The 18249-nt window shown below is 46.8% G+C and carries 13 protein-coding genes; 6 read left to right on the forward strand and 7 right to left on the reverse strand.

Translation table 11 applies throughout. From position 1 onward, the window contains the following. Positions 1-62 precede the first annotated feature (62 nt). The 5 genes from QUA42_RS00340 (at position 63) to QUA42_RS00360 (ending at position 9717) form a co-directional block, all read left to right on the forward strand. Positions 63-1208 (forward strand): sulfate ABC transporter substrate-binding protein, encoded by a 1146-nt coding sequence (locus QUA42_RS00340; protein ID WP_333134103.1) that lies wholly within the window; start codon positions 63-65, stop codon positions 1206-1208. Positions 1209-1446: 238 nt separating this feature from the next. Then, positions 1447-2307: a sulfate ABC transporter permease subunit CysT gene (cysT, locus tag QUA42_RS00345; RefSeq protein ID WP_333134105.1), complete on the forward strand. Its 861-nt coding sequence runs from the start codon at positions 1447-1449 to the stop codon at positions 2305-2307. Further along, complete coding sequence (gene cysW, locus QUA42_RS00350) at positions 2297-3175, forward strand: sulfate ABC transporter permease subunit CysW (protein WP_333134108.1); 879 nt, start codon at positions 2297-2299, stop codon at positions 3173-3175. Before cysT ends, cysW begins: the two co-directional genes overlap by 11 nt. Positions 3176-3330: 155 nt before the next feature. After that, complete coding sequence (locus QUA42_RS00355; RefSeq protein ID WP_333134110.1) at positions 3331-3690, forward strand: NIL domain-containing protein; 360 nt, start codon at positions 3331-3333, stop codon at positions 3688-3690. Between the two features lie 669 nt (positions 3691-4359). Further along, positions 4360-9717 (forward strand): DUF4347 domain-containing protein, encoded by a 5358-nt coding sequence (locus QUA42_RS00360; RefSeq protein ID WP_333134112.1) that lies wholly within the window; start codon positions 4360-4362, stop codon positions 9715-9717. A gap of 145 nt (positions 9718-9862) precedes the next feature. On the opposite strand, the gene QUA42_RS00365 is transcribed toward QUA42_RS00360, so the two are convergent. Further along, a complete protein-coding gene (locus tag QUA42_RS00365; protein ID WP_333039203.1) occupies positions 9863-10243 on the reverse strand; it encodes a cytochrome c in 381 nt (126 codons plus the stop codon). 180 nt (positions 10244-10423) lie between these two features. On the opposite strand from QUA42_RS00365, the gene petG reads away from it, so the two are divergent. Beyond that, the gene (gene petG / locus QUA42_RS00370; protein ID WP_015174208.1) at positions 10424-10543 is read left to right on the forward strand and encodes a cytochrome b6-f complex subunit V; all 120 of its coding nucleotides are present in this window, start codon (positions 10424-10426) and stop codon (positions 10541-10543) included. 201 nt (positions 10544-10744) lie between these two features. On the opposite strand, the gene QUA42_RS00375 is transcribed toward petG, so the two are convergent. The 6 genes from QUA42_RS00375 to QUA42_RS00400 form a co-directional block, all read right to left on the reverse strand. Next, the gene (locus QUA42_RS00375) at positions 10745-11827 is read right to left on the reverse strand and encodes a glycosyltransferase family 1 protein (protein ID WP_333134114.1); all 1083 of its coding nucleotides are present in this window, start codon (positions 11825-11827) and stop codon (positions 10745-10747) included. An 88-nt stretch (positions 11828-11915) separates the two neighbouring features. After that, positions 11916-12986, reverse strand: coding sequence for a glycosyltransferase family 1 protein (locus tag QUA42_RS00380; RefSeq protein WP_333134116.1), 1071 nt, complete (start codon positions 12984-12986; stop codon positions 11916-11918). Positions 12987-13150: 164 nt separating this feature from the next. After that, positions 13151-15280, reverse strand: a complete 2130-nt coding sequence (locus tag QUA42_RS00385) for a glycosyltransferase (protein ID WP_333134117.1) — start codon at positions 15278-15280, stop codon at positions 13151-13153. A 10-nt stretch (positions 15281-15290) separates the two neighbouring features. Next, the gene (locus QUA42_RS00390) at positions 15291-15824 is read right to left on the reverse strand and encodes a hypothetical protein (protein ID WP_333134119.1); all 534 of its coding nucleotides are present in this window, start codon (positions 15822-15824) and stop codon (positions 15291-15293) included. A 346-nt stretch (positions 15825-16170) separates the two neighbouring features. Next, positions 16171-17241: a glucose-1-phosphate thymidylyltransferase gene (locus tag QUA42_RS00395; protein WP_333134121.1), complete on the reverse strand. Its 1071-nt coding sequence runs from the start codon at positions 17239-17241 to the stop codon at positions 16171-16173. Positions 17242-17524: 283 nt separating this feature from the next. Further along, a complete protein-coding gene (locus QUA42_RS00400) occupies positions 17525-18235 on the reverse strand; it encodes a M15 family metallopeptidase (protein ID WP_333134123.1) in 711 nt (236 codons plus the stop codon). Positions 18236-18249: the final 14 nt, after the last annotated feature.

Genomic DNA, 18249 nt, shown 5'->3' on the forward strand with positions numbered 1-18249 from the left:
TCACAACCATAATTACGGTATTCCGACCTAATAACCGTACTTTCTCTAGAGGAACAAATATAATGAGCCCGTGGCAACGCCTAACTCAACACCTTCACTGGCCACAACAGCCACCCACCAGCACAAATCAATCATTGACTGCGCTCAAAAGATTTGTGTCGCTATTTTTAGTGGGAATAACTTTAAGTCTCGCCGTTGCATCCTGCGGTCAGGGAACCACCAACAACCCCGCAGCCACTCCAGGCGGTGCTAACCCAGCAGCTAACAAAGGCAACGTAGAATTAACCCTAGTATCCTTCGCCGTCACCAAAGCCGCCCACGAAGCGATAATTCCCAAATTCGTAGAACAATGGCAAAAAGAAAAGGGTCAAACCGTCACTTTCAACCAAAGCTACGGCGGTTCCGGTTCCCAAACTCGCGCCGTAATTGACGGTTTAGAAGCAGACATCGTACACCTAGCCCTCGCCCTCGACACCGCAAAAATCGAAAAAGCCGGACTCATTGAGCCTGGATGGGAAAAAGAAGTCCCCAACGAAGGCATAGTCAGCAAATCCGTAGGAGCAATAGTCACCCGCGAAGGCAATCCCAAAGGCATCAAAACCTGGGAAGATTTAAGTAAAGACGGAGTAAAAGTGATTACTGCCGATCCTAAAACATCAGGCGTTGCCCGCTGGAATTTCCTCGCACTCTGGGGTTCGGTTGTTAAAACCGGAGGAGACGAAACCAAAGCATTAGACTTGACTACTAAAGTCTACAAAAACGTCCCCATCCTGACTAAAGATGCCCGCGAAGCCACCGATGTATTTTTCAAACAAGGGCAAGGCGACGCCTTAATTAACTACGAAAACGAGATTCTTCTCGCTGGTCAAAAAGGCGAAAAACCGACTTATAGTATTCCCGAAGTCAATGTTTCGATCGACAATCCGATTGCCATTGTCGATAAAAACGTTGATAAACACGGTACTCGCGAAGTCGCCGAAGCATTTGTCAAGTTTCTGTACACCCCAGAAGCTCAGCGAGAATTTGCCAAAGCAGGCTTCCGCCCAGTAGATGCAACAGTAGTGGCGGAACCAGAATTTGTCCAAAAATATGCCCCCATCAAAACCTTATTTACAGCTCAAGACTTAGGAGGTTGGGGGGATATTCAGAAGAAATTCTTCGATGACGGAGCTGTTTTTGACAAAATCCAAGGTTCAATTAGACAGTAGTGGCCAAAGCGGGTTTACGAGATGATTGGTTTTAGGCAATTATTGGTAAAACCCGTATCTGGTAGGGTTCGTCACTGCTATATATTCGATCGCGCCTTGCAGATTGTAGGATGGATCCGCACCCTACATCTATCTAATGAGCCGGGGCGGGTTTACGAGATGATTGGTTTTAGGCAATTATTTTTGGTAAAACCCGCCCCTACAGCAATTATTCTTTCCAACTCAAAACTATTGACTTATGGCTGGATCATCTGCAATCAGTAACCCTCAATCTCCGATCGAAAATATCAAAAAGGCGATCGGCAAAATCACATTACCTTGGGGCATAACCCTAGGCTACCTAAGCTTAATGTTATTGCTGCCAGTTGCAGCAATGCTGCTAAAAGCCAGCACAGCAAACCCCGCCGAATTTTGGGCAATTGCCACCACTCCCATCGCCCTTTCTGCCTATGATGTCACCTTCTTTACGGCATTAATTGCGGCCTTAATTAATGGAGTCTTCGGTACATTAATTGCCTGGGTTTTAGTCCGCTACGACTTTCCCTTAAAACGGATTGTAGATGCAGTCGTCGATTTGCCTTTTGCACTACCTACCTCTGTCGCCGGTTTAACTCTCGCCACAGTTTACAGCGATAACGGCTGGATTGGTTCGCTTTTTGCACCTTTGGGAATCAAGATATCGTTTACTCGATTGGGCGTAGGTATAGCGATGATATTTATTTCCTTGCCATTTATAGTTAGAACCGTACAGCCAGTTTTAAATGAGATGGAAAAAGATATCGAAGAAGCAGCTTGGTGTTTAGGTGCTTCTCAATTTGAAACCTTCTGGCGAGTAGTTTTGCCGCCGCTATTTCCGTCTATTTTAACTGGAGTAGCACTCGGATTTTCGCGAGCGGTTGGCGAGTACGGCTCTACTGTAATTGTAGCTTCTAACATACCCTTCAAAGATTTAATCGCGCCAGTATTAATTTTTCAAAGGTTGGAACAGTACGACTATGCAGGAGCAACAGTTATCGGCACTGTCATGTTAGCTATTTCCCTGGCAATGCTGTTCGCAATTAATCTCTTACAAGCATGGAGAAGACGCTATGACGGCTAATATCAATTCACCCGCTGATTACAAATTTTCGCCCAGTGGTTCTAGCCGGAGTCAGGAAAAAGCTTGGGTAAAACCAACTTTAATCGGAATTGCGATCGTCTATCTAGCTCTTGTCTTATTTATCCCTACTCTTAACGTTTTTTATCAAGCTTTCAGAAAGGGAATTGAGCCATTTTTTTCTAACTTAACCTCGCCCGATTTTCTGCACGCAGCGCAACTAACCCTGATAATTTCTCTGATTGTCGTGCCAATAAATACAGTATTCGGTTTGTGTGCAGCCTGGGTAATTGGTCGCAACAAATTTCCTGGTCGCACGCTATTAATCAGCCTTTTAGACGTGCCTTTTGCCATCTCTCCCGTAGTTGCAGGTTTAATGATTGTACTGCTTTACGGTCGGCTGGGATGGTTCGGGTCGTGGCTGGAGGCGGCCAATATTAAGGTTATTTTTGCCTTTCCTGGGATGGTGCTAGCTACTGCTTTTGTTACCTTGCCTTTTGTGGCCCGCGAAGTGATTCCTGTTTTAGAAGAAGTGGGGACAGATCAAGAAGAGGCGGCGAAAACTTTGGGAGCAAATGACTGGCAAATTTTCTGGAATGTCACGCTTCCCAGTATTCGCTGGGGATTGCTTTACGGAGTAATTTTGACCAATGCTAGAGCAATGGGAGAATTTGGAGCCGTCTCTGTGGTGTCGGGAAATATTGCTAAAAAAACGCAAACTTTGCCTTTGTTTGTAGAGGATGCTTACAAGCAGTACGCGACGCAAGCTGCATTTTCGGCTGCGGTAGTTCTCGGTCTTTTAGCAGTTGTTACCCTCGTGCTTAAGGAGATTTTAGAACGAAAAACTAGCATTAAGGAGGTTGAAGAATAATCATCAGTCATTAGGCTGTAGGGTTCCCAGGTGTCAGTCCTTAGTAGGGTGCGGATATATCGACAATCTGCTGGGAAGCTGGAAAATATCGCCGATCCGCACCCTACAATATCTTGGTGCAAAATGTAAACTGAAACAAACATTAGGAGGCCCAAATGTTAGCTCACAATACTAGCGAATCTGAATTTGAGGCGATCGACAATTTTCACAAAACCCAAGAATCAGATATTCCCAAATCTGATAGTGGTGACAGCAGACCAACTCAAACCCGCATTCGCATTCGTGTTCCTAAAGAATACCATCAGGAACCTGTGATTTCTAACCTGATTTCTGAATACGGTTTGACGGTAAATTTTAATGCAGCTTTGTTGGGGGTCAAAACTTTAGATGACGGTTGGTTTGATTTGGAACTTAACGGTACAAGTCAACAGATTGAAAGTGCTCTAATTTATCTCAATGATTTAGATGTAGAAATCTGGAGCAATTCTACTAATCCATCTGAAGAAACTTGGTGATTAGTGAGTATTGGAAACCCCCAACTAAAATAGGAGTTAATATTCGGGACTGCCACGCCAAAATTTCTTTCTTCGAGCCGGTTTATTGAGTCTAATAGTCTCCAGGAATGTTAGTCATGAGCCAGCATATCTATTCCGGTAAAATAACCGTTATCAAGCTTCTAGTGAGGAATGCAAGCCTTCATAAAACTCAGAGGACTTGCATTCCTCCCTACCAAACAATTAGATTGGGGTTGTTTGATCGCACATACCCATAATTCAGCAGCTAACCACTACCAAATAACAGCAGCTTACAGCTAATAACTGTGACTGATGACTCTTGACTAACAAATATCGATCGCCATCGGTTCATTATTCGATTGACAATTTTTATAAAATCTGGTATTTTATCCATCTCTGGCATATCAATAAACAGCGGGCAAGTCTTCTCCAACATTGTTGTAACAGCCGGAACAATATCCCCCTTTAAAACTTCTAAACAATCAAACTAACTCAGTTAGGGCAGGGGAGCATAAAAAAAGGTTTTTGTCAATATTAAATTTAGGTCAAAGTTAGGTTAGGTGAAATTAGGGGCGATCGACTCTCATCCGCGCTGGAAAAAGATCGATCGCTGCTGCGGTTGGTTTGTGATATGAATTTGATGTGTGCGTGTACCAGGAGAATTTGAACGTGGAACTCTATAAAGAACGGAAACACCAAATAGTTTTTGCAGATTCACAAGTTAAAGATTGTGAAGGTTTAACAAAAACGGTCACTCCCGATACAGAAATTGTTATTCTCAAAGCCAGTCGCGACGGCATCGAGCAAATCGCCGAAACACTTAAACAGCGGAAAAACATTGCAGCCGTCCACATTTTGTCTCACGGCGCAGCAGCCAGCTTGCAACTGGGAGCAACAGAACTAAATCTCAGCAACATTGAAACCTACCGCAATTATTTAGAAACATGGTTTGCTTTGCCAACAACTGAGGCAAACTCTAACTCTCCAATTACAGCTAAACCCGAAATTCTGCTTTACGGTTGCAACGTCGCGGCCACAGAAGCAGGTGTGGCTTTCGTGGAAAGGCTGAGCCAGCTCACGGGAGCAAATATTGCCGCTTCCGATAACTTGACCGGCAGTGCGGCACTGGGTGGAGACTGGGAACTCGAAGTAACTACGGGCAAAATAGAGACAGCTTTAGCATTTTCGGCAGAGGCGAGGGAAGCTTACAGTGGTGTACTGGCTGACTTGAACCAAACGACTGGCGACTTTAACGGACTGGTAAATGCCATCAATGTTGCCAACATCAACAGTGGCATTGACACGATCACTCTCACTGCCGATATTACCCTCGCAGGGCAATTGCCGAGAATTACCGACACCACCACTATTGTTGGCGGTGGTTTCAAGATCAGCGGCAATAACAACCGTGCCTTCGTAGTTGATAACACAACATTTAACATCTCAAACCTCACCATTGATTCCGCAAAAGCAGTAGGCAACGTAGGAACCATCGGTGGTGGTGGCGCTGCGGGCTTAGGTGGCGCACTTTTTATCAACAACGGTACAGTCACAGTTGACAGAGTTACTTTTTCTAATAACTCTGCCGTTGGCGGTGCAGGTGCGGCGGGGAATGGTGGCAAGGGTGGTAGCGCGGATTTGGCTACTGTCTTTCAAGGCACACCAGGTGGAAATGGAGCAAATGGCCGCGACGGTCGGCCTAGCTTTGGCGGAAATGGAGAAAATGGCGAACCGGGTACTGCCGGTGGAGCTGGCAGTCCTGCCGGTAATGGTGGTACAGGTGGTAATGGTGGTACAGGTATTGCAACTTTCTCTGGCGGTACTGGCGGTACTGGCGGCATTGGTGGCGCTGGTAGCGTTGTCGGTAGTGGCGGCGGTGGTGGTGGTGCCGGTGGCCTTGGCGGTGCTGGCGGTGGTGGTACTCAAGGTAATGGTGGCAATGGCGGTGCTGGCGGTGCTGGCACCTTTGGTGGTGGTGGCGGTGCTGGCGGTACTTTTGGTACAGGTACTGCGGCTGGTGCTATCGGGGCTGGCGGCATTGGCGGCTTCGGCGGCGGTGGCGGTAGTGGCAATGGTGCAAGCGCCGGGGGCACTTTTGGCGGTGCAGGTGCTATTGGCTTTGGTGGCGGCGGTGCAGGTTTAGGCGGCGCGATTTTTGTTGGCGGTGGCACTTTGACCATGACCAACAGCACCTTATATAGCAACACAGTTACGGGTGGCAATGCTGGTGATGTTGCCGCAGGTGCGGGTACAGCCGCAGGTGGTGCAATTTTCGTCAACTTAGGTGCTACAGCTACCCTCACTAACAACACGATCGCTTATAACTCTGCAACAGCCGCCACAGTTGGCACACCGGCTAGTCTGATTGCTAATGCCGGAGGAATTTACAACAACGGCGGTACAGTTACAGTCAAAAACACGATCGTTGCTGGCAACGTTGCTACTACCGACACTGATGTTACAGGGACATTCACAGGAAATAACAACCTGATTGGGGTTCTCGGCACTAGCACTGGTTTCGCAGGTCAGGCATTAGCGGTTCCTTTGGCAAATGTATTAGCTCCAGCCGCCTCTGCCGGACTCAACGGTGCAACTACCGGCCCGTTCACCATTGCCCTAGTTGACAACAGCCCCGTTACTACCAGCAGCAACCCTGCAATTGGTGGGGGCGACCCGACAATAACGGCAGTGGGCGCTACAGCTTTTGACCAACGCGGTACTGGCTTTCCTCGAAAAATTGACAATACTCTTGTCAGCAAACCGAATATTGACATCGGTGCTTACGAGTACGGGCCCGTGGTCGTGGGTCAGAAATTCAACGACCTTAACGGGGATAGCCTGCAAGGTGCCGCGGCAACTGAACCAGGTCTAGGCGGCTGGACTATTACCGCAGGTACGAAGACTAATGTAACATCTGCCGTTGCTGCCACTCTCGGCCAATACACTCTCACGGATACTAAGGCCAATACAGCGATCGCAGAAACGTTACAAACCGATTGGGTGCAGACTTTGGCACCAACGGTGACGACTGGTACTGCTGATGTTACCGGTGCTAACTTCGGTAATTTCCAGAGAACATCGATCGCGGGCAAAACCTACACCGATGTCGCCGGCAACAAAGTCCTAGACATTGCCACCGACACCACATTCAACGGCGTCACGGTCACTTTATACAAAGACACCAACAACAACAACACGCTAGAAGTCGGCACAGATACGGTTGTGGGCGCGCCGGTAACGACTGCAGGAGCCGGAGATTACCTCTTCTCGGATATCGGCCCCGGCAATTACCTGATACAAGCCACTGCTCCAGCCAACTCCAGCATCTCTTTCCCCGCTACCCCAATTCTAGTTAGTGCCCAAAGCGGTACTCCCGTCATCGGTCAAAACTTCGGCATTTTCCAAAACATCACCGTTAGTGGCACCAAATTCACCGACCTCACAGGCAACGGCTTCTCTGCTGACGACACCCCCCGCAACGAAACTATCGTTCGCTTGTTTAAAGATACTAACGATAACAGCACTTTAGATAGCGGTGACGCGGAAATCGCCTTTCAAGTTACGGGGACAGCGCCAGCGGCTCCTGGGACGTATAGCTTTGCCAACGTCGGCTCGGGTCGGCACTTTGTGAGAGAGGACGTGCCGACGGGATTCTCACAAACCGCAGGCCCGGCTTTTTATACAATTAACCCGGTCAGTGGCACCCCCATTACGGCTCAAGACTTCGGCAACCTCCAACTAGGCAAAATCGGCGGGATCAAATTTAATGACCTCAACAAAAATGGCACTCAAGATGCGCCAGCAGAACAACCCATAGGAGGCTGGACAATCTACCTGGATGCCAACAACAACGGCGTGCAAGACGCAGTACCCGCCGAAACAGGCACCAACGCCGCTGTCACCGATATCGCCGGTAAGTACCAGTTCACCAACTTGCCAGCCGGCACTTATACAGTGCGGGAAGTGCCACAAACAGGGTGGACGCAAACTTTACCCCCTGTCAATGCAGCTACGCCTACTCTTCCCGGCGCGTTTACGATCGCCGTCACCAGTGGCACCGACTCCCAAAACAACAATTTCGGCAACTTCAAGCCCAACTCGATTAGTGGTCTGAAGTTCAATGACCTCAACAACAACCGGGTACAAGATACCGGGGAACTAGGGCTTGCCAACTGGCAATTCTTCCTCGATACCAACGATAACGGCACTCTCGACACCGGGGAACCGAACACCCTCACCGATGCCGCCGGTAACTACCAATTCCTTGATTTGTCAGCAGGAACCTACAAGGTGCGGGAAGTCTTGCAGCCTACTTGGACGCAAACTACCGCCGACCCGGATGACATCACTGTCACCAGCGGTCAAGACATCGCTAATATCAACTTCGGCAACTTCCAGTCGAGCACTATTAGCGGTCAAAAATTCAATGACCTCAACAACAACGGCGTTAAGGATGCCGGAGAATTGGGGCTAGGTAACTGGCAAATATTCCTCGACAGTATCACTCCGGATGGATTGTTTCAGCAGGGCGAACCGACTACCATCACTGATGCAGCGGGCAACTACACTCTCCGAGATATACCCGCAGGTACTTACCAGGTAAGGGAAGTCCAGCAAAATGGCTGGACGCAGACGACCCCCAACCCCGCCCCCGTTACGGTAAATCCCTCTGATAACATCACAGGCATTGACTTCGGCAACTTCCTGCCGCAACCCGGGGCGATCCAAGGTCTGAAGTTCCAAGACACCAACAACAATGGCACTCAGGATGCTGGAGAAGCGGGTTTACCCAATTTCCAAATTCAGTTAACCAATGTCGTAGCTGGAACTGCTCCTGATCCTGTTACTACTACCACAGACAACAGTGGCAACTACCTGTTCGCGAACCTAACGCCGGGAACCTACCGCATCAGGGAAGTCAACCAACCTGGGTTCACCCAAAGCACACCCGAACCCGCCGACATCGACCTAACTTCAGGCGCTATTGTCACCGGCATCAACTTCGGCAACTTCCCAGCGCCGACGCCGACGCCGACGCCGCCGCCGACGCCGACGCCGCCACCACCGCCACCTGTACCGACGCCCACGCCTGCACCTGCACCGACGCCTGCACCTGCACCGACGCCGACGCCTGCACCTGCACCGACGCCGACGCCTGCACCTGTACCGACGCCGACACCTGCACCTGTACCGACGCCGACACCTGCACCTGTACCGACGCCGACGCCTGCACCTGTACCGACAGATTTGGTTTGCCCTGAGAACTTCCCCAGGATCGCTACTCCCAATGAGTCCGGCACTTCTTCAGCGGGTAATGTGATCAACGGCCCTAACGGCGACGATACGATCGTGGGTAGTGTCGCCAATGACTCTATCTTTGGGTTGGGCGGCAACGATTTGATCTTTGGTCGAGGGGGCGGCGACTACATCAATGGCAATATTGCCAACGATACTGTCTACGGAGGCATTGATAGCGATACTCTCTTCGGTGGCAAAGGCTTTGACCTGATTTTTGGCGATCGCGGTAACGATACGATTTATGGCAATCGCGGCAACGACTCTCTTTCTGGTGACGAAGGCAATGACTTATTGTACGGGGGCAAAGCCGATGACGTAATTTTGGGAGGCGCTGGCGACGACGTGCTAATTGGCGATCAAGGCAATGACACTCTCTGCGGCGGCGAGGGTAACAATACCTTAATTGGCGGCAGTGGCGATGATTTGCTCTTTGCTGACACCGGCGATGACTTGCTCTTTGGCGGCATTGGCAGCGATACCCTCGTCGGCGGCATTGGCAGCAATAGCTTTGTCTTGTCAGCAGGCGGAGGAATTGACACCATTATCAACTTCACCGCAGGAGTTGATTCGATCGAGTTGGGGCGAGGCTTGGACTTCAATCAACTGTCATTTACCGAAACTAATGGCTCGACGGCGATCGCGATCGCCAACAGCGACCAGATTTTGGCTATACTAACGGGCGTACAGCCGAGCCAGTTATCGGCTCAGAGTTTTAGCTTGCTGGTTTAGTCCGCAGATCAAACTCGGCAGTTAAAACCGAGCATACACTTGCCTGCCGTCCCAGCAGAGAGGGACTAGCGGGAAGCAGAACCTCTAAGCATGGGTTTCGAGGCTCTGCCAAAGAAGGGGAACGAATTCCGTTCCCCTTCTTTGGTCAAATTTGTTCGAGATACTTCAGCAAGTCAGCCATTTCTTGCGGACTCGGTTGAAACTGCGGCATTGGTGGGGTTTGCCCGCTGGTGACTTGCCGGATCAGATCGAATTCGGATTTGCGCTCGGACACTCCGTGCAAGTTGGGCCCGACTTGACTGTCTGAAACGGAGATGTGACAACCCGCACAGTTCATTTGAAAGATGGCGGAACCCTGAAACGGGTTGCCCGTTAGGGATAGTACGCTTTTGACGTAAGGATCGGCGACTTGAAATTGACGTATTGTGAGAATCGTCAACATGATGGCAAGCAACACCGCTAGCGCAAATATGGCAAGTCGCTCGATCGGGTTTTTAATTTCATTCCTGGCAAGTTGGTTATTCAAAGGAGTTCAATTAAAAATAGTATCTACAAGAAAATTTATTTCTCATAACATAGCTTAATCGTTCGCAGCGGGGAGAGCAAGGTCTGATACTCCCGGAAGGGCGCTTTTTGGAAAATTCATCTGTGTAAGTGCTGGTAATATTAAAAATAGGTTGTTAAATCTTAACGTTAAGGAGATCTCATGGTAGAACCGCTGCTTTCAGGTATTGTTCTGGGCCTAATCTTTGTTACTCTGTCGGGGCTGTTTTTTGCTGCTTATCAGCAGTACAAGCGCGGCGATCAGTTGGGTATCAATAAGTAAAAGGGGTCTACAGTCCCTAACTCAGGCTGTCAGGGGGAGTGGGAATGGGGAATGGGGCATTGGTTATTAAATTGGCCTACTAACTTCTTCCCTCTTCCCTCTTCCTTCTTCCATCCGTTACATCCGTGGAGCGAATCCGTTGCCGAACTTCCCTCTTCCTTCTTCTCGACATCCGTTACATCCGTTGCCGAACTTCCTCCGTTAAAGATATCGATCGAGAATAGCAGCAGTTTCCAAGCCTGTTTTTTCCCAGCTAAATTGTTTTGCTCTGGCTAAACCGAGCTCCCGCAAGTGCGATCGAACTTTGGCATCGACTGCAAGCTCTTGCATAGCAGAGGCAATTTCCTCGACGCTGTAGGGGTTGACTAATAAGGCGCTGTCCCCCGCCACTTCGGGCATTGAAGACAGGTTAGAGGTGATGACAGGAGTGCCGCAGGCCATTGCTTCCAGCACGGGGAGGCCGAATCCTTCCCAAAGACTGGGAAAAACCAGCGCGATCGCTTGGTTGATGACTTTGGGCAAGTCGGCCGCGGGGAGATAATCTAAGAATTTTACTCGCTCGACCAATCCTAATTCTTGAACCTGCGCCTTCAGCAGCGGCGTATAGCGTTTGTCTTCCGAACCTGCTATCCACAATTCGTATTCGGAATTATGATACAAAGCAGCAAAGGCTGCTACAACTCGCTGCACGTTTTTATAAGGATTGTGGCGGCCGATATAAAGAAAATAATTGCTTGTTGGTAAGTCTAGAAAACGGAAAAAACTGGTATCATATCCAGGGAAAATTGGCGTAATTAAATTAGTAGGAATCTTGCAAAAATTAGCGATATCTTTGGCAGTTGATTCAGAGTCGCAGATGACGTGTTGAGCCTGCCGCAGCACTTGGGGAATGTAGTAGCGGTGGTAAGGTGTCAGAGGATCGAAGCGACGGGGAAATCGCAGCGCTATTAAGTCATGTACTGTAATTATATAGCGGCAACCTGCAAATAAAGGAGCTTCGGGAATTGGGGAAAATAACAGGTTAGATTTTAGCTGTTTGTAAATTTTTGGGAGTTGGGTTTGTGTCCACACCAATCGGTTGATGTGTCCTGTGGTTCCATGTTCTGGTGTGAGGTTGGCGGGGATTTGGTAGCAGTTGTTATGGGGGAATTTATCGGCTGTTAGTAATGTTGGGTTGAGGGATTTTAGGTGAGGAAATAGGTTTTTGGCGTAGATGGCTAAGCCAGTTGGTTTTGAAATTAGGAAAGAGAGGTTGATTAGTAAGTTAGATTGGGTATTGGGCATGGGATAATATGTAGATTGCGGTTTTTTGGTGGGATTTTTTTTATTAACCGCAGAGGACGCAGACAGGAGAAAGGAAGAGAGGGAAAATTTAAAGATATTTCTGTAAGATGTTGGCGGTTGCTGTTCCGGTTTTGTGCCAACTAAATTGAGATGATCTGGCTAAACTAGCAGTTTTTAAGTTCGATCGCACTTTTGAATCTGTGGCTAGTGTTTGCATGGCTTCGGCTATTTCTCCGACGCTGTAAGGATTGACTAATAATGCGGCATCTCCGGCTACTTCTGGCATCGATGACAGGTTGGATGTGATGACGGGTGTGCCGCAAGCCATTGCTTCTAAAATTGGTAAGCCGAATCCTTCCCAAAGTGTAGGGAAAACTAGGGCGATCGCCTGATTCATCAGTACGGCCAATTGAGAATAGGGAACGTAACCGAGAAACTTTACCAAAGATTGTAAACCTAATTCTTCAACTTGTGCTGTCAACTGCGGCGTGTAGGCATTGGGAGGCCCTGCTAGCCACAATTCGTAATTTGCGCGATCGGGCAAACTCGCAAATGCAGCAATTAATCTTTCCAAGTTTTTGTAAGGATCGTGTCTGCCGGTATAAAGAAAATAATTTTTTGCGGGCAAGTCGAGATATCTAAAATTAATATTATCGCAAGCTAGGGGAATGGCGGTCATTTTCTGACGAGGAATCTGGAAAAAGTTAGCAACATCAGCAGCAGTTGCTTGAGAATCGCAAATAATGTGTTCTGCTTGCCGCAAAACCTGCGGTATGTAGTAACGAAAATAAGCTGTTAATCGAGAAAACCGTTGGGGAAATCGCAAAGGAATTAAATCGTGAACTGTGACGATGTAGCGGCAGCGGGAATACAAGGGTGCTTCGGGAATTGGGGAAAATATCAGGCTTGAATGCAATTTTTTGTAAATTTTTGGCAAGTTGAATTGAGTCCACAGCAGCCTGTTAATTTGTCCTTGTGATCCTCGATCCGGTGTCAGAGTTTCGGGAATTGGATAGCATCTATAATTGTCAATTTGCTGGGAAGCAAGTAATGTGGGTTCTAGCTGTTGCAGTTCCGGGAAAAGATTAGCGGCGTAAGTCCCGATTCCCGTTGGTTCGGGTGTTAAGAAGGACAAATTGATTAACAGTGAATTAGACATGATTTTAGATATCCGGCGACTGGAAGTCGCAACTACACATACAAAGTCCGCCTGGGCGGACTGAAGAAAACGGTAATAAAATCGATTTTGATATTAGTCCTATGCAAGAAGACTTTAGCTTTTGGCTAGGGGTTGTAAGCCCTCGTGGACTATTTAATTAGCCTTTAAGTTCGATCGAGCATTTGAGCTATATCAGCAGGATTTGGCAGCCGAATTGTAGCATACTCTTGGTGAAGAATATCAAAAAAACTATTGACTTTTTTCTCAAAATGTGCAATTCTAAAGTTCTGACTGCGTTGCTGTGCACCAGCTTGAAGTTCTTCTAGCAAATCAGGATTAACAATTAGTTGATGTGAATGCTGGCACAGTTCCTCAACGGTATTGAACACAAAGCCCGATCGCCCATGTTCGACAATTTCCGGTTGGCCGCCACCGTTGAAAACAATCGGAGCACAACTATTTTGCATTGCTTCTACAGTCGCCATCCCGAAATGCTCAAATCTTTGAGGATTGACTTCACCCAAACCGCAGCCATGCCAAAATATACTTGCTCTAGCATAAAGTGATTTTACCTCATCAAAGTCAACATTGACTTTGATCTCGATCGCCCTTGAATCTTGCTTCAATAAATTCTGAACAGTCTTTAAATAAGGATTTTTCGGAATGCTGCTGCCAACCAAAATTAGTCGCCATCCTTGAAAATCTTCGGGATAATCTGCTAGCAAACTGCGAAAAGCTTTAATTAGTTCAATTTGCTTTTTTGTTCCCCCAGCTTCAAACTGTCCCACAGCTAAAATGATGTTTTCTTTCGGCACTTTAACTGTTGCCATTTCCACGGGCGGATAAAGCAGAAAAGTTGGCTGTAGGTTCCAGCGTTTTTCCAACCACTTGACGGTAAATTGACTGTTGACAATAATGAAAGTGTAATCATCGACAGCAAAGTGACGGTTGCGGAAGGTATTGGGAAAGTGGCAGAAAAATACTGAGATCGGCGACAGTGGTTTTACTTTTTCCAGTTGGTTCGCATTGATAAAAATATCGTAGTTTTTGCTTTCTCTGGCAATTTCATCAAAGGGATTTTCCATATCTTCCACGATGATGCTGGAATCGATGCACTGCATTCCGCGTTTCTCGTAAAACGCCAAGGGCATAATTTTAATTTTGCATCCTGAAAGGTTGAGTCCGTACCACGATTCTAATTCGGAAACAGCAACTGGTTTGTTGGCGATAAAAGTAATGTCAAATTCATTTTGTAGCAGCGAGGCGAGGGTAGCGACGTATTTTTGACCGCCACCAATAAAATGCAGTCCGTGATCGTAAATGGCGATCGACATTTTGCGATCGCCCCGAACCACCTGTAAGCGAGATAAAATGCGATCGATCTTCATCCGACTGTAAATCACCGCCAACTTTTCCGACAACTGTGGTAATACAGTTTCGATGATTTCTGGTTTCTGATAATCTAGCAGTTTTTTAATCGCTACAAATAAACTCTCGAACAGCAAATCGTACTGCTTGTTACTAAAAAAATCCGAAGTATGAATTCCTTTGACTAATTGCAACGGTTCATGTTTTGCCAAATACAAAAACCGATTGCGGTTGCAGAAATACTCGGTAAGTTTGCTTCCTTTACTAGAACCCCGATATTCGTGATGGGCAATGGCGGCGGGAGTATAAAGCATTTTCCAACCGCGTTTGTGGCAGCGTTTGGCAAACTCTACATCCTCAAAATACATCACAAAATCTTCATCTATCGGCCCCACATCTTCGAGACATTCCCTACGAAAAAGCACCGCCGCCCAACAAAGGCCTTCGACTTCCCCTTCTGTATCGTACTGTCCCGAATCTTTTTCACCAAAGCCGACATCTTGCCAATAAAAGTTAGGTAATTGCTGAATACCAGCGCTGTTAATTCGCCCGTCTTTAAACAGCAATTTACCGCTAGTCGCACCTACTTCTTTATTAGTTTCTAGCCGTTTTACAAGAATCTCTAACCAGCGACTGTCAAGGGTAGCATCGTTATTTAGAAAGGCTATGTATTGCCCTTTTGCTTCGCTGATTCCGAGGTTGAGGGCTTTAGCAAAGTTGTTAGCCGAGTTGACAAAAATCCGAACTTTTGGAAATAGTTCGCGCAGCGAAGTAACGGAATCGTCTTGAGAACAATTATCAATTACAATTAAATCGAGTTGCGATTCGGGATACGCAAGTTTTTGTAGAGATTTTAAGCAATCTTTCGTGTGGCGCAGACCGTTATAGTTGACTATAATTAACGAACATATGGGCAGTGTGGTCATCTTTGATGCTTTATTTTTGTCTATCGAGCAATTGAGCGGTAATCTTCTCTAAAATAGCAGTATGTTGCTGCTGCACTGCTTTAATTTGCTCTATTTCAGACTGAAAATTTGCGATCGCTCTTTGTTGAGTCTCAAGCTGTGCTGTAACTTCGGGATATTCGCTGCTGAATTCCGATTCAATTTTTTCAAAGAGAGTTTGTTGATTTTCTTGCAATTTTTGCAATTGTGTGCTTAATGTATGCACGACCCGCGTATTAGCAAAATTGTAAATTACTTGTCGTTCGAGTACAGGTCTGAGCAATTTTCGGACTATTTTCCTAACGACGATGACTGCGGAACCGAGTCGCCTTTGGTAAGAGGTAATGGGGATGTTATAAATGTCGAAACCTGCCTTTAAAAGGGCGATATCTTCATCATCTTCATTTTGGGCGATCGTACTATTTTCTATTCCCAACAGCGACAGCTCAGCTATACCAATTCGCGGCTCCAAAGTTTGCCGCAACTTATGTATTATCTGTTGAGTTGGTATTTCTTCGTACTCCAAACTTTCCTCTCCTTGAGATAACTTACTAGGACTTAATTATGGAACAGGCATCTTTGCTGTTGCAATCATTGTAACTAATTGTGAACAGGCAGCTTTGCTGTGTGAATAATTGTAATTACTTGTGCCACAGGCCGGAAAGACTGTTCAAGGGCAGGCAGGATGCCCAACCCCTATTCCCCACAAAACAATTTATTTCTTGCTAAATCAGGATTATTGCTTCCGATATTGGCAATATCTCAATTTAAGCTATAGCAATCCTAAATCATTTGTGAATTTCTTACTCCCTCCCCGAACCTGCGGGGAGGGTTGGGGTGGGGTAAAAAGTTTACGACTCCTGCAAGGATTGCTATAACTCAATTTGACTGTCATCACCAATCATAAACCGCAGAGCTTTTGGACGAGCCGGCGCATTGGTGAGTTGAGCTCGCTGCCCGATCACGCTGTCAACAATTCGCTGGTGAATGCCAACTATTTTCGCCCCTTGCAATATTACACTGTGTTCGATATCAGCATCAATCATCGTCACGCGATCGGCAATACTGCTGTAAGGCCCGATAAAGCAATTTTCAATGCGACAATTTTCCCCAATTACCACCGGCCCGCGAACTGTAGAATTAATGATTTCCGTTCCTTCGCCTATTTGCACTCGCCCGATAATTTGACTTTTGGCGTCTACTTTTAATTCAGTTGAAGCTACGATACGGCTATCTAAAATGATTTGGTTTGCACTCAGCAAATCGTCTTTTTTCCCCGTATCCAGCCACCAGCCCTCTAAATTGCAGGCTTCTACGTGTTTTTCCTGATTGATGAGCTGTTGAATAGCGTCTGTAATTTCGAGTTCGCCCCGGGGCGAAGGTTGAATTTGATCGATCGCCTCGTGGATAGTAGGAGCAAAAAAGTAAATCCCCACCAGTGCTAAATTTGACGGCGGAACTTTGGGTTTTTCTACTAACTGCAAAACTCGTCCTTTCTCATCAACTTTTGCCACACCGAAAGCCGAGGGATTGGAAACGGGACGCAGCATAATCAGAGCGTCTAGTTTCTGCGTGTTAAAAATCTCTAAAAACGGATCTAACTGATTCTGAATTAAGTTATCTCCCAAATACATAATAAACGGAGAATCGCCCAAAAACGGTCTGGCAACTTTTACCGCGTGAGCGAGTCCTGCCGGCTCTGCTTGTAAGATATAAGTAATTTTCGCACCGAAGCGAGATCCATCTCCTGTTTTCGTCTTCACCTCTTCCCCGGTTTCGGGACTAATAATAATTCCAATATCCGTAATCCCGGCCGCCACAATTCCTTCAATTCCGTACCACAGTATCGGCTTATTTGCTACAGGAACCAACTGCTTAGCACCCGTATAGGTGAGGGGACGCAAGCGTGTTCCTTTACCGCCAGAGAGGATGAGTGCTTTCATTGGGTGAACTCTGAGTTATGCTTTAGGGTTTGCGGTGCTGGCAAATATTGCCTGCACTTGTTCGCTCTCGTTGATTTTAAACCACCGCTACCCCGCTGGCAATAGTTGCAGTGTATCCTGACACAAATGATTTATTTTGCTCATACTTTTATAGTGCGGGAGGCATAGAGTGTCAGAAACCAGGTTTATTGCCACAGGAAGCAGTTAAAAGCTGAGTTTTTTGTCAAAAAACCCCTTTCTTAAGGTTGCAAGTGCGCCAGTTCCGATTTAATTCCGTACCGTTTTAATAGCGGCCGTATCGGGCAATCAATCGACTACCACTATTGTTTTGATTTGTCAACCAAGCCCACATCTGATCGCCCAGACAAAAATGCCACCATTCGTTAGGATGTTGCTGAAAACCCGCAGCTATCATCGCATTTTTTAATATTTGCCTGCGACGGTGATATTCCTGTTTTTGCGGCTCCTTGCTATTACAAAAATAATCGGGATAAGAACGTTCTGATATTTCATCAATCGGAGAACCCATATCAATTTGCCGATTGTTTTCATCTACTAAAGTTATATCTAAAGCTGCACCTGTACTGTGAGGGGGAGGCGTTGCGCGATCGAGGCTCGGTACTGCCCAAAATTGATATACGTGTTCTATAATCACTTGGCGTTTGTCTTCGGCAACAGGAAATTCGCAGCCTTGAGCTAGGGCAATTTGATTAAAAGTATAATCTACCATAAATTGCTGGACTTCCACTGGCCGATAAGCGTCAAATATCAGAATTTTCCAATTTTGATAATTGTGCTGTAGCTCCGTTTGAGCGGCGATTAAACTATCTACAACTCCTTGTCGCAAATAGTAAGGCGAATCTGCTTTACTATTGTGATAGGGAGCACCCAACTTTTGATAAGGGTGCGGCCTTTCAAAGACAAAATGTTGTGCTGGAATAGGGACTAAAGGTTCGCCGCATTCGTAGATAGCTATTTGCTGATATGGTTTCATATCAAGGTTTTACC

The organism is Microcoleus sp. Pol11C2 (assembly GCF_036701505.1).
Taxonomy (GTDB): Bacteria; Cyanobacteriota; Cyanobacteriia; order Cyanobacteriales; family Microcoleaceae; genus Microcoleus.